The sequence below is a fragment of the Rathayibacter sp. VKM Ac-2856 genome (assembly GCF_013205055.1).
Taxonomy (GTDB): Bacteria; Actinomycetota; Actinomycetes; order Actinomycetales; family Microbacteriaceae; genus Rathayibacter.
The window spans coordinates 298652-312138 of the sequence record NZ_JABMLF010000002.1 but is presented as its reverse complement, the minus strand read 5'-3'; the positions used below and the strand labels follow the sequence as shown (position 1 = coordinate 312138).

The following is a 13487-nucleotide window of genomic DNA, read 5'->3' as shown; positions in this document are numbered from 1 at the left end:
AGGGGCGTGCACGTGGGCGGGAGTCGGGGTGGAAACTGTTTCGGTAGGGTCGGGGGACGGGAGAGGGGGGCCGCGTGGCTCGGACGCCGGATACGCGCGTGACGCTGGACGTCGTCGCGGCGCACGCGGGGGTCTCGAAGGCGACGGCCTCCAAGGTGCTCAACGGGCGGCCGGGTGCCTCGGCGGCGACGCGGGCCCGGGTCGAGCAGTCGCTCCGCGAGCTCGGCTACAGCCCGAGCACCCGCGCGCCGCGGGTCGGCGGCGGCGTCACCGTCGTCTTCGACACCCTGCTCAGCGTCTACTCGCTGCGGGTGCTCGAGGGCGTCGTCGGCGGCGCGCAGAGCGAGCGCGTCGACGTCACCACCGGGGTCCTCGCGCCGAGCGGCTCCGCCGACGAGACGCTGCGCTTCGACGCCTCGTTCGTCCGCTCGGTCGCGGCCAAGGGACACCTCGGGATCCTCGCCGTGACCACCGCCATCGACGCGGAGATCGTGGCCGCCGCCGCCGAGGCCTCGCTCCCGCTCGTCGCGGTCGACGCGCCGAATCCGCTCGACCCCTCGGTGGTCAGCGTCGGCTCCAACCACTGGGTCGGCGGGCAGCAGTCGACCGAGCACCTCGTCTCGCTCGGCCACCGCAGGATCGCCTTCGTCGGCGGCGACGCCGGCAACCCGGGGCTGCGCGCCCGCTACGGCGGCTACCGCGAGGCGCTCGCCGCGGCGGGCCTGCCGGAGGATCCGGCGCTCGTCTCGGAGGAGGGGATGGGCTCGGCCGAGCGGGTGGTGCCGGCCCTGCTCGCGCTGGACGATCCGCCGACCGCCGTCGTCGCGACGAACGACATCGACGGCCTGCAGACGATCCGCGCCGCGATCGCCGCCGGGCTCCGCGTCCCCGAGGACCTGAGCGTGATGGGCTACGACGACACCTTCGCCGCGCTGCCGACCGCCGTGCTGCTCTCGACCGTGCACACGCCGATGCACGACCTCGGCCGCCTCGCCCTCGAGACCCTGGTCCGGATGCACGACGGCGTCCCGCCGCTCTCGCACCGCACCGAGCTGGCCACCCGCCTCGTCGTCCGCGAGTCGACGGCTCCGCCGCGCGCCTGACCTCGGCGGAGGCGGGAGCTCAGGCCGTCGCGCCCCGCGAGGCCCGGCGCACGCCGAGCAGCACGATCAGGCGGAGGAAGCCGACGAGGCCCGTGCCGAGGAGCGCGGCGAGCAGCAGCAGCACCGCGACTCCGGCGACCCAGGTGGTGTCGCCGCGGACGCCCTGCACGAGGAACTCGAGGCAGAAGAGGGCGAGGCCCGCGTAGGCGAGGGTGAGGACGACGATCGTCCCCGGGCGGCGCAGGCGCTGCGCCGGCGTGCGCCAGAGCGCGGGCGGCTCGAGCCAGCGGCGCAGCAGGCGGACGGCCATCGTGCCGAGGAGGCCGATCAGGCCGGCGCCGATGAGCACGATGCCGGAGGAGCCGATCGGCGTCGAGTCGACGTCGGCCAGCGAGAGGGCGATCCCGACTCCCACGCAGACGGCGCCGAGGGAGCCCGCGGCCATCGCCGCCCACACGCCGAAGCCGCCGCGCAGCACGCTCTCGCGCTCGGGCCGGGCGACGAGGGGGGCGTCGACGACGCGCTGCGGGGCGGGCGGGGCGGAGGAGGAGGCAGCGGAGGAGGAGGAGGCCGCGGCGGGCTCGCCCCAGGAGGGCGTCGCTCCGGTGGTCTCGACCACGTTCTCGCGCACGGGGATGTAGCGGAGGGGGGTGTCGATCCGGACCTCGGGGCGGCCGCGGACGACGGCCGTGGCGCTGAGGGGGACGCCGCGGGGGAGGAGGACGGGCGCGAGCAGGAGCGAGCCGGACGGGTCGATCGACCACTCGGGGGTCTGCGGCGGGGCGCCGTACCACTCGGCGGAGGTGGCGCCGTCGAGGGCGAAGGAGATCGGGCGGTCGGCGACGAAGGTGGTCGGCTCGAGGTCGGTGCGGCCGAGGTTGCGGACGGTCGCGGTGACCCGCCACCAGTCGTCGCCCGCGTGCGACAGGCGCACGTCGACGTCGACCAGGGAGGCCGGCTTCGCGCGGCGCTGCCCGATGACGACGGCGACCACGGCGGCGGCCGCGACGACCAGTCCGCCGAGCAGGCCGACGACTCCGAGAACGATCTCCATGGGGCCAGTCAACCATCCGGCGCGGGGGGCGTCTGCGGTGGGGGATCTCGATACGCGCGCTGCGCGCGCTACTCGATCAGCATGAAAGCCATGTTGGTCGAGTAGCCGCGGAGCGGCGTGTTCCATGCTGGTCGAGTAGCCGCGGAGCGGCGTATCGAGACCCGGCGTGGTCGTCGTGGTGGATCTCGATACGCGCGCTGCGCGCGCTACTCGATCAGCATGAAGGGGAGCGGCGCCGCGTGCGGCGGCCATGAAGGGGAGCGGCGCCGCGTGCGGCCACCATGAAAGGGAGCGGCGCCGCGTGCGGCGACCACCGCGGGGCGTGCTCCTCGATCGGGCTGGCCGCGGACGCGGGGTTTGGCTGCTCGCAGCGGGGTCCGCATACTGGAGGACCGCCCCCAACAGGGAGCGTTCAGCTGCGACAGCGGAGGGTGGAGCGGTGTCGACCGTGCGTGACCGGGCCCTCGTGGCCCGCCGAACCGCCAGCCCCCTGCCTCTGGCGGTGGGGGCCGCGGCTCTCCTGGTGAGCCTCGCGCTGGCGATCGTGGCCGCCTCCGTCGCCTCGGCGCCCGTCCGCGTGCTCGGCCTCGCGCTCCCGCTGGTGCGCGGCAGCGCCGTCTGGCTGAGCGTCGCCGGCTACGTGCTGACGCCGCTGCTCGTCTTCCTCGCGACCGGCTGGGACCTCTCCACCCAGCGCGCGCACTCCCTCCGCGACGCCCGCCGCTTCGTGCCCGACGCGCGCTTCACCCGCGCCCTCTACTGGCTGTCGGCCGCCGCGCTCGTGCTCGGCGCCTGGCACGTCCTCAACATCAGCGTCCCGATCTCCGAGTGGCTGAGCCGGTGATCCGCCGCGCCCTCGCGATCGCGGTCACCGCGCTCCTGCTGACCCTCGGGCTCGGAGCGGCGGCGCAGCCCGCGCAGGCGGCGAACGGCACCGCCACGGCCACCTCCACCGCCTCGCTCACCGACATCGGCCGCGGCGCGATCGAGGACCTGCGCACCTGCCTCTCCTCCTCCGACGTCCTCAACGTCTACTACCTCGTCGACAGCTCCGGCTCGCTGAACACCGGCGGCGACGACGGCCGCGGCTCCGACCCCGACATCGCCCGGGCCGGCATCCTCGCCGGCAGCCTGCAGGAGCTCGGCGGACTCCGCGACTCGCTCACGGTCAACTGGGGCGCCGCCTTCTTCAGCCGCGCCTTCGAGCCCGCGGTCGACTGGCGGCCCTGGTCGCAGGAGAGCCCGGAGGCCCTGGCCGGCGTCATCCGCGACAAGACCCCCGGCGGCGGCACCAACTGGCTCGCCGGTCTGCAGGGCGTGCAGTCCGCGCTGGAGAGCCAGCCGAGCGCCGGCTCCGCCTGCCAGCTCGTGATCTGGCTGACCGACGGGGAGATCGATCTCGGCTCCGCCCGCGCGACCGCCGACGCGACCAACGCGCTCTGCGGCGTCCGGATCGACCCCGCCGGCGACGAGCCCGAGGGCAACGGCCTGCTCGCGGCGCTCCGCCAGGCCGGCGTCGTCGTCCTCGGCACGCTCCTGGCCGACGGCGAGCAGCGCGAGGAGGCCCGCGTGATGTGGCCGCTCGTGGAGGGCAGCGGCGCGTACGGCGGCGGCACCGCCACCTGCGGACCGGCCGTCGCACCCGAGGGCTCCGTCCGCGGCGCCGTGGTCGACGCGTCCGACCCCGACGCCCTCGCCTCCGTCTTCCTCGAGCTCGGCGCCCGCATCGCCGGTGGGGCCTCGCAGGCGCTCGCCGCCGACGGCAGCTTCTGGATCGACCCGGGCGTCGCGCGGGTCCAGGCCGTCGTGAAGGACGGCTGGACGCTGCAGGCGCCCGCCTCCTCCGGGCTCGGCACCCTCTCCGCCGCGACACAGGCCCCCGAGGTGACGGTCACGCAGTCCTCCGGCGTCTCGCGGCTCGAGATCACCGTCGACCGGCCCGAGCTGCAGGGGCAGTGGACGCTGACCTCGCCCGGCACCGCCGAGGTCTTCGCCTTCAGCGACCTGCGGATCGTCTTCGACGAGGCCAACCAGGTGCAGCGCGGCGAGGACGGCACGCTCTCCGCGACCCTCACCGCCCGCGTGCAGGACCGGGCGGGAGAGTCGGTCGACCTCTCCGTCTTCGGCGAGGCGGCCTTCAGCGCGACCAGCACCGCCGACGGCGCGACGACCCCGCTGTCGAACGCCGCCATCGATGCCGCCTCGGGCGTCATCACCCTCCCCCTTCCCTCCGACGTGACCGCGTCCGAGCTGCTCGTCACCGCCTCGCTCGAGCCGCTCACCACTGCCGAGCACGCGATCGAGCTCGCCCCCGTCACCACGCAGCAGCGGATCACGACCGTGCTGCCCGCCGCCTTCCCGAGCGTCGCCTCCCCGCTCGTGCTCAGCGAGCTGACCGGCGCCGACGGCCGCGCGGAGGGCACCCTCGCGATCCAGGGGCCGACCGCCGGCGGCGACGGCCAGGTCTGCCTCTCGGCCGCGCCGACCGTCACCAGCGACAACGCCGACCGCGCCGACGCCTGGCAGTGGAGCTTCGCCGACGAGTCCGGCGCGGTCCTCGCCCCGGGCGCCTGCCTCGACGTCGCGCAGGGGGGCTCGCGCACCGTCACGGTGAGCGCCGAGAACCCCGTCGCCGCCGACTCCTCGGTCGCCGCGACTCTCCCGCTCGACGTCCGCACCGCGGGCGGCAGCAGCGCCCCGCAGACCGTCGCGCTCTCCTTCCCCTCCACCTTCCCGGTCAACGCCGCCGCGATCGGACTGGTCGCCCTCGTCCTCCTGCTGCTCGGCGTCCTCCTGCCGCTGCTCGGCCTGTACCTCTTCAACCGGGCGAAGGCGAAGATCGCGATGGAGGGCTCGTTCCAGCGCGGCACCGTCCCGGTCGAGATCACGCCGGAGGGGGTGCGCTCGGCGCTCGCGCACGGCCGCCTCGACGAGTGCTTCCGCTACCTCCGCAGCGAGACCGGCGTGCGCGAGCTGCCCGACGCCGAGCTCGGCCGCCTCCGCGCGCACGTGCCGCCGTGGCCGCTCAAGGCGCCGAGCTACCGCGTCGGCCCGCCCGCCGGCGGCGTGATCGTGGCCTCCCGCACCGGCACCCGCGGCACCTCCGCCGGGCGGCCGCTCGCGAACGGCGGCGTCGAGTTCTCCGCCCTCCCGCTCGACGTCTTCTGGGCGATCGTGGTCTCGGAGCAGGAGCTCGAGCGCCCCCGCGGCGACGCGCCCGTGCGCGCGACGGCCGTGCTCTACCACCGCGTCGACCGCGACGACGAGGGGCAGTACGACCGCCGCCTCGAGGATGTGCTCCGCGACTCCGGCGAGCCCGCCTGGCACACCGTCGAGCGGCTGCGGCGCGAGCGCGCGGCCAAGCGACCGGAGCAGCAGCAGCCCGCGCGCTCCGAGCCCGCCGAGCAGCGCTCCACCGTCCCGCCGAGGAGCGCTGGGCAGGGCGCCGGCGCCCCGGGCTCCACGCCCACCGCGACTCCGCCCCGCCCCACCTCGCCCCCGCGCCCCGGCGGTCCGCCGCCGAGGACGCAGGGCGCCCCCGGTCGCCCCGGCGGCCCGCCGCCGCCCCGGCCCGGAGGCGCGACGCCGCCCCCGCCGCCCGGCCGCTCCGGCCCCCGCACCCCTCCGCCCCGCGGTCGCTGACGGCTCCGCCCCACGGCGCTCCTCCGCCCACGGCACCGCCCCCGATCGCACAGACCCGCCAGACGACACCGCGCTACCGCAGAACACCGCGCGACCAGACGAAAGCAGGACCTCATGCTCAGACCCTTCCTCCTGATCGGAGTCGGCGGCTCCGGCGGCAAGACCCTCCGCGGCATCAAGTACCAGCTCGAGCTCAAGCTCCAGCAGCTCGGCTGGGAGGGCGGCATCCCCGCCGCCTGGCGCTTCCTGCACTTCGACACCCCCACCGTCCAGGACGGCATGGAGTACCAGGCGCCGTTCCTGCCACGGCAGGACTATCGCGGCCTGGTCAGCACCGCGGCGACCTTCGACATCGTGCACGGCTCGATCACGAGCGCGCACTCGACGAACAACGCGATGCGCCACGACATCGAGCGCCAGCTGCCCGACCCGCGCCTGGTCAAGGTCGACGTGACGAAGGGCGCCGGCCAGTACCGCGCCGTCGGGCGCGCCGTCGCGCTCGCCGCCACCAAGGAGATCGCCCAGGCCGCGCGCCTCGCGATCGGCCGGATGAACGACGCCGAGTCGCTCGCCGAGCTGCAGACCCTCGGCCAGCGCCTGCGCGCCCGCGACGACGGCGGAGACGGCAGCCCGATCGTCATCGTCATCTCGTCGGTCGCCGGCGGCTCGGGAGCGGGCCAGTTCCTCGACATCATCGAGATCATCAAGTCGACCGCGAAGCAGTACCCGTGGTCGAACCAGTTCTTCAGCATGCTCTACGCGCCCGACGTCTTCGACCAGCTCTCGGTCACCGCCGGCATGCCCGGCAACGCGCTCGCCGCGATCTCCGAGACGATGAACGGCTTCTGGACCGACACCCCCTCGGCCGCGACCCTGGAGCTCCTGCGCACCAAGGGCGTCGCCCCCTCGTACGGCGCGGCGATGGACCGAGTCGGCGCCGCATACCCCTTCATCGTCGGCCGCAGCAACAGCAAGGTCACCTTCGAGGACCAGAACGCCGTCTACGACGCCGTCGCCACCAGCCTCACCGCGTGGATGATCGACGAGCGCGTGCAGGACGACATGATCGCCTACTCGTCCGGCAACTGGCAGGCCCGCTCGGCCGCCAACGTGCTGCCCGACAACTCCGGCCTGATGAGCCCGGCGCACCACTCGCCGCCCTTCTCCTCGATCGGCTTCGGCCGGGTCACCCTCGGCCGCGAGCGCTTCCTCGAGTACTCCGCCGAGCGCTTCGCCCGCTCCGCGATCGACCGGATGCTCTTCGCGCACGCCGAGGAGGACCCGCAGTTCGAGCGGATGACCGAGCGCGAGTACATCGAGAAGTCGGCCGACAGCGAGTACCAGCGCTTCCTCCGCGAGCTGCGCCTGAACGAGGAGACCGCCGAGCACAACGACGTCACCGACGCGCTGCGCGACCAGAGCACCCTCGACCTGATCAAGGCCGAGCTGCAGCGCGGAGCCGACGACGAGCTGGCCCGCCCCGAGTCGCTCGACCGCCAGGGCGGCACCGACATCACCACCTGGACCGACCGCCTCGTCAACGAGTTCACCCGGCACAGCCCGCGGCTGCTCCAGCGCGACCGCGAGGCCCGCCAGCGCCGCCTGGACGAGTGGACGCGCACGATGCCCGGCCACATCCTCGAGACCGTCTCGCGCTACGTGGCGCAGGACGGCCTGGCCGTCGTCACCGCGATGCTCCGCCGCCTCGAGCGCGGCCTCAAGGGCACCGTCGACGCCCTGCGCGTCGACGCGCGCCAGCACGAGGAGTGGGTGGGCACGCTCAGCTCGCTCGTCTCGGACGAGCTGCGCACCGCCGCGAACCAGCAGTCGATCCGCCCCGACCAGGAGGCCGTGCAGTTCGCGATCCAGCGGCTCGGGCAGGCGCTCGAGTGGTCCTCCGAGGCCGCGCTGCGCGACTCCGCCTGGGCGCTGCTCGCCGAGCTGCGCGAGACCTTCCTCGGCCCGCTCGCCGACTACCTCGAGGGCTCGCGCACCGCGCTGCTGCAGCGCGTGCACTCGCGGAAGACCAGCGACGACCGCGAGAACGCGTACGAGTTCTGGCCCCGCCGCGTCGACGAGACCGTGCCGCGCAAGTACTCGCCCGCGCCCAACGAGCGGATGCTCGTCGAGCCCGAGAAGTACCCGGCCGAGTTCCAGAAGCTGGTGCGCGCCTCCGTCGACGGCGACGCCAAGTACCAGGACGCCGTGCTGCGCGTGCTCGCCGAGCAGCTGGTCGGCGTCAGCCCCGACACCGAGTCGGACGCGGGCGCCTGGTCGCTCGTCGGCAACCCGCGCACCTGGAAGCCGACCGTCACCGCGGACCCCGCCGTCTCGAACCCGGCGCAGCGCGCCTCCTTCGAGCTCGCGACCGACCCCGAGACCTACGTCGGCCGCGCCCGCGCCTGGATGAAGCGCGACGGCACCCCCTTCGCCGCCTACATCGGCGAGGACCTGCTCGGCTTCTTCGACTCCGAGGTGCTGCCGCCCGACGTCTTCGCCGCTCGCCGCGACCGCTACCGCGAGCAGCTCCAGGCCGCCCTCGGCGCGAGCGAGCCGCTGGTCAAGCTCAACCCGGCGCTGCTGCGCGCCGTGCACGGCAAGGCGATCAACGAGGACACCTCGCTGGTCTTCAGCTCGATCCCGTTCCGCGCCGGCACCGAGATGTACGAGGTGACCAAGGGCGTGCTCGGCCAGATGGGCGTCTGGGACGACGCGACCAGCGAGTCGTGGTTCCAGGACCAGAAGGTCGACGGCATCGAGGTCTTCGCGATGTCCGGATTCCCCTACGAGCCCATCGTGATGGACTCCGTGATGGAGCCGATCGCCCGCGGCTGGCTCGCGCAGTCGAACACCCAGGACAGCCGCGAGGCGTTCTGGAAGTTCAAGCGCGCCCGCCTGCTCGGCGAGAGCATCCCCGCCGACCCGCGCGCCATCGAGTCGATGATCCGCGGCTGGTACGTGGCGAAGGCCCTCGGCCGCCTCGCCGTCGACGCCTCGCAGGGCGAGAAGGGGCCCAAGCTCTCGGTCTGGGACCCGGCGGCCCGCGCGCTGGCGGACTTCCCGCACCCGCTGCTGAGCGAGCGCAACGCGCGCCCCGCCGACTTCCCCGGCGTCGTGCTGCAGTCGCTCGCCATCGCGATGGCGCTCTGCAACGTCGACGGCACCCTCGCACCGCTCGCCGCCTACCGCGTGCTCACCTCGCTCGGCGGCAGCCGCGGCGAGGAGACCGAGCTGGCCGAGTGGCTGCAGACCGGCGCGCTGCCGGCCGGGGCGCCGACTCCGGAGCCGTCCCGCGCGGGCGCTGCGGACGGCGACCTCGCGTCGCGTCGCGCCGCCGTGCAGGCCTACCTGACCGGCGAGCTCGCCCGCTTCGACAGCGACATCGTGCAGCAGGACGACATGGTCTCGGTCTACGACTACCCGGTCACCTGGGAGATGCGCGAGCAGTTCCGCGAGGCGCTGCTGGGCCTGGTGTCGTCGGTCGTCTCGACCGGCCCGCGCGACTCCGGGATCTGAGCGTGCCCCCGGAGATCCGCCCGGACGGTTTCTGGCCCGACGGCAAGGCGGCGATCGTCCTGCTGCCCAGCGGCGCGCAGGGCGAGACCCTGCTCGAGCTGGCGGCGCAGTGGACGAAGACCGGCCTGCTCGGCCAGGCCCTCTGGGTGCTGCCCGAGCACGTGAAGACGTCGCCCTTCGCACCGCCGCAGATCGAGGCGGTGGTGCTCGGCGTGGGCGCCGACCTCGAGTCGGTCGCGATCGCGGTCGACCTGTTCGAGGCGCTGGCGGAGGAGCCGCTCGCGCTCGTGCGCCTGGTCACCCTCCGCTCCGCCCTGCCCGAGCGCGAGACGGACGCGGCGCAGGATGCCGTCGCCGACCTCGTCAGCCGCTGGGTGCGCACCTCGATGCCGCTGCCGAACCCGTCGGCGACCCTGGCCGACCAGACCACGGAGCTGCGCCGGGTCACGCTGATCTGCGCGCCGACCGCCTTCCAGCTGCGCGAGCGGGTGGAGGCGCACGAGCACGGCTTCGTCGTCATCGCCTCGCCCGAGGACCGCTCGAGCCCGTGGTCCGGCGACGCCTTCGTCCGCGACGACGAGCGCTTCACCGGCTTCACGCTGACCCACCTGGCGAGCGTCGCCGGGCTGTGGAACGGCGTCACCGACGGCAGCGTCGAGCTGATGAGCCGCGAGTCCGACGGCGGCGACTCCGTCTGGATCTCGCGGGTGTTCCTCAACGCGGTGCTGACCGAGTCGCTCGGCCGCCGCGTCGCCGCCGGCGTGCTCGAGAACGCCGCGCGCCCGGACTCGCTGCTGATCGACCCCAGCGTCAGCCCGCCGCCGCCCGGCACCGCCTACATCGACGACGGCCAGATCGCCGGCTACGTCGACAGCATGGTCGCCGGGGCGCTGCGCCTGGACGGCGGGGCGCTCACCTACGACTCCGCCGGCTCTCTCGACGTCCCGGAGCCGGAGCGGATCGGCTTCTGGGCGCAGATCGGCCGCTTCTTCGCCTTCTCGGCGGGCAAGCTCGTGCAGATCCCGCGCTGGGCCGTGCTCTGGGTCACCTCGAGCGCGAACCGCTCGGTCACCCGCGCCCTGCACACCTCGCAGGGCTCGGCCGTGGTCGGCGCCGACTACGACGAGGTGCTCGACGTCCGCGACCGGCTCCTCGTCGCCGACCTCGAGCATCTGCGTGAGGACGAGACCCGCGCCCGCACCGAGGCCGACGCGCCCGCCGCGATGGCGCACGTCCGCACCACGCCGCAGCTCTGGGCGGGTCTGCGCGAGCTGGTCTTCGGCGCGCTCGACGGCAGTGCCGATCTCCGCGACGCGGGCTTCGCGCCCGTCGAGGGGGCCGTGCCGGTGTTCGGCCGGGTGGGCGACGTGCTCGCGCTGCCGGACGACCCGTGGGTCGCGTCGGGCTACGACGTGCCGCCGGGGTTCCCGGAGCGGGTGGACTGGTACGCGCTGGCGCTCGCGGATCCGCGGGAGAAGCTGCAGAACTGGGTGTCGGCGTCGGAGGCGGCTGTCGCGGCTGCTGCGGTGCCGGCGGAGGGGCGGAGTGAGGCTGCGGCTCCGGAGGCTGCTGCTGTTCCTGAGGCCGCCGCTTCCGAGGCTCCTGCGTCCGAGACTCCCGCGTCCGCCGCTCCTGACGAGGCCGCCGCGCAGGACCCCGCGGCCGGCTCCTCCGACTCCGCCGCGTTCGCGCCGCCCGCGCAGGAGACGCTCGTCGAGGGCGAGGCCGCCGAGGCGCGGCCCGTCGTGCAGATCGAGGTCCCCGCGGAGGAGGCTCCCGAGCCCGCCGAGCCGCCCGTGTCCGCCTACGACGCCGAGGCGCGCCGCTCCCGCCGCCTGCAGGCTCTCGGCGAGTACGACCTGTGGGCCGGGAAGCAGAGCTCGTCGTTCGTCTGGCGCTTCCTCGACCGGATCGGCGCCGAGCGCCGCCGCGCCGAGGACGAGGTCGCGTACCTCAGGGGCGAGATCGACGCGATCCGCCCGCAGCGTCCCGGCGAGCTGCTGGGGCTGAGACGCGAGTTCCACCGCACGCTGCTCGTCGGCTGGGTCACCGTGCTGGCGCTCGCGCTGGTCGTCGGCGTCGGCATCTGGTTCGTCAACGACTACGCCTCGCGCCAGGCCGACGGCTCCTTCGACCCCGGGCTGATCACCTCGATCCTGCTCTGGGTCCTCGTGGGCCTCGCCGGGGCCGGGGTGCTGATCACGCTGATCTCGCTCGTGCGATACCACGCGGGCTGGTCGCGGTTCGAGCGGCGGATCCGCGTCGAGCGCACCCGCCTCGCGCACTACGGCCGCAGCGCCCGCCGCGCCCGCGAGGAGGCCGCGCGCCTGCGCTCGGTGCACCGCCAGGCCGTCGAGTGGCTGGTGCTGCTGTCCAAGGCCGTGCACCGGCCGTGGCACGTGCCGCCGGTGTGGCTGCAGCACGAGACCTTCGACGTGGAGCGCGGCGCCATGCCGTTCGCCGTGCGCCTCGCGACCGTCAGCGGCGAGGAGACGGCGGCCGTCGCCCGCATGCGCGCCGCGATGACGTCCAAGCTCGTCCGCCGCGGCTGGCGGCACGAGGCCTTCGAGGCGCTCGTGCAGGAGATGGCCGCGGACTACGGCGCGGGCCAGGGCTTCGGCCTGTCGGCGCTCGACGAGGACCTCCCGCACTCGTCGAACCACACGCGGCGCATGCTGCTGCGCGCCCTCGACGACGAGTCGCTCCTCACCCGGATCGCCGCTCCGCGCCTGGCCGACATCGTCGCCTCCGTGCAGCGCGACGAGGAGGCGATCGCCCGCCCGCGGGTCCGCCCGATGGGTACCAACCCGCTGAACGCGCTGCGCCGGCCCGAGGACTTCGAGGGCGTCGAGCTCGACGTGCCGTGGGACGACTTCCTTCTCGACTCGCTGACCCGCGCCGACCCGATGACCCCGGTCAGCGCCACGGTGCTGACCGAGCTGCAGGTCGGCGAGCGCTACCACGAGCGCGTGACGAGCTTCCTCGTCGCGCCGTCTCGGCTGCAGGAGCGGCTGCGGTTCGACCCGTCGGCGCCGATCCATGTCGTGCCGTTCGAGGCGTCGACCGGGTCGCCGGTGGATCTGGTGTGGCGGGTGGACGTCGTCGGACCGGTGCCGCGCGCGGCGATCCGGCTGTGGGACGGGGCGGTGCGGGCGTCGGCGCCCGTCGTCCCGGCTGACGGCGACTCGGGGGTGTAGTCGGTGGTCGGGAGGCCGCCGCCGCCGCGACCTCCCGCGGTGCGGCGGGCGGCTCCGGGGCGCGGTGCCGGTCGGTCTGGCGTGGGGCGCGGTGCCGGGCGGGCGGGTGCTCGACGTGGGCGGCGGCGGGCGCCGTGGTGGGCCTGGATCGTCGCCGCGGTGGTCGCGGCCGCTGTCGCGTTCGCGGTGGTCGGAGTGGGGGAGACGGTAGGGGTGCCGGGGGCGGGATCTGCGTCGTCCGGTGTCGCTGCTGGTACGGCCTCGACCGATCCGGCGACTCCGTCCGCTGACCCTGCGACGGCCGCACCGACCGCGTCCGCCTCCTCCGCCGGATCGTCCGCCCCGAGCGTCCCCGCGGATCGCGCGGACTCCGCCGCGCTCGCGCTGGCGACCCTCGCCTCGCTGCCCGTCGACGACGGCCGCGCGGACGTCCCCTACGACCGCGACCTCTTCGGCGAGTCCTGGAAGGACGTCGACCGCAACGGCTGCGACACCCGCAACGACATCCTCGGCCGCGACCTGCTCGACCCCGTCTTCAAGCCGGGCACGCGCGACTGCAAGGTGCTCTCCGGCACGCTGATCGATCCGTACGACGGCGCCGCCGTGTCGTTCGTCTCCGGGAGCGACACGTCGCGGCTCGTGCAGATCGACCACGTCGTCGCTCTCGGCTGGGCCTGGCACCACGGAGCGTGGGCGTGGTCGGACGAGCAGCGCCTGGCCTTCGCGAACGACCCGGCGAACCTCGTCGCCGCCTCCGACGACACGAACCAGTCCAAGAGCGACGCCGGCCCGGGGGAGTGGCTGCCGCCGGCGCCCGAGCTGCGCTGCGGGTACGTGGAGCAGTTCGTGGGGGTGCTGGGGGCGTACGGGCTGGCGGTCGGGACGGAGGACCGGGCGGCGGCGCAGGCGGTGCTGGTCGGGTGCTGAGGCGCGCAGGGACTGTGCCGCCCGCGGAGCCCGCGCGCCGTGCTCGGC

At 74.7% G+C, this 13487-nt stretch carries 7 protein-coding genes; 6 read left to right on the top strand and 1 reads right to left on the bottom strand.

All coding sequences use genetic code 11. The annotated features are described in order from the left end of the window. Positions 1 to 98: 98 nt before the first annotated feature. Positions 99 to 1103: a LacI family DNA-binding transcriptional regulator gene (locus HQQ82_RS08480; protein WP_173232604.1), complete on the top strand. Its 1005-nt coding sequence runs from the start codon at positions 99 to 101 to the stop codon at positions 1101 to 1103. A 19-nt stretch (positions 1104 to 1122) separates the two neighbouring features. Here HQQ82_RS08480 and HQQ82_RS08475 read toward each other — a convergent pair whose 3' ends face one another. Continuing rightward, positions 1123 to 2157: a hypothetical protein gene (locus tag HQQ82_RS08475; RefSeq protein WP_173232603.1), complete on the bottom strand. Its 1035-nt coding sequence runs from the start codon at positions 2155 to 2157 to the stop codon at positions 1123 to 1125. A 439-nt stretch (positions 2158 to 2596) separates the two neighbouring features. Between HQQ82_RS08475 and HQQ82_RS08470 the strand changes: the two genes are divergently transcribed. The 5 genes from HQQ82_RS08470 to HQQ82_RS08450 all read left to right on the top strand — a co-directional run bounded on the left by HQQ82_RS08470 (position 2597) and on the right by HQQ82_RS08450 (position 13439). After that, positions 2597 to 3001 carry a hypothetical protein gene (locus HQQ82_RS08470; RefSeq protein ID WP_173232602.1) on the top strand — a complete coding sequence of 135 codons (405 nt, stop codon included), beginning with the start codon at positions 2597 to 2599 and terminating at the stop codon, positions 2999 to 3001. Then, positions 2986 to 5799: a hypothetical protein gene (locus HQQ82_RS08465; protein WP_173232601.1), complete on the top strand. Its 2814-nt coding sequence runs from the start codon at positions 2986 to 2988 to the stop codon at positions 5797 to 5799. Before HQQ82_RS08470 ends, HQQ82_RS08465 begins: the two co-directional genes overlap by 16 nt. 114 nt (positions 5800 to 5913) lie before the next feature. Continuing rightward, on the top strand, positions 5914 to 9315 hold the full coding sequence (locus tag HQQ82_RS08460; RefSeq protein ID WP_173232600.1) for a tubulin-like doman-containing protein: 3402 nt from the start codon (positions 5914 to 5916) through the stop codon (positions 9313 to 9315). 2 nt (positions 9316 to 9317) lie between these two features. After that, positions 9318 to 12512 carry a hypothetical protein gene (locus tag HQQ82_RS08455; RefSeq protein WP_173232599.1) on the top strand — a complete coding sequence of 1065 codons (3195 nt, stop codon included), beginning with the start codon at positions 9318 to 9320 and terminating at the stop codon, positions 12510 to 12512. 159 nt (positions 12513 to 12671) lie between these two features. Then, the gene (locus HQQ82_RS08450) at positions 12672 to 13439 is read left to right on the top strand and encodes an HNH endonuclease family protein (protein WP_173232598.1); all 768 of its coding nucleotides are present in this window, start codon (positions 12672 to 12674) and stop codon (positions 13437 to 13439) included. The last annotated feature ends 48 nt before the right edge of the window (positions 13440 to 13487 follow it).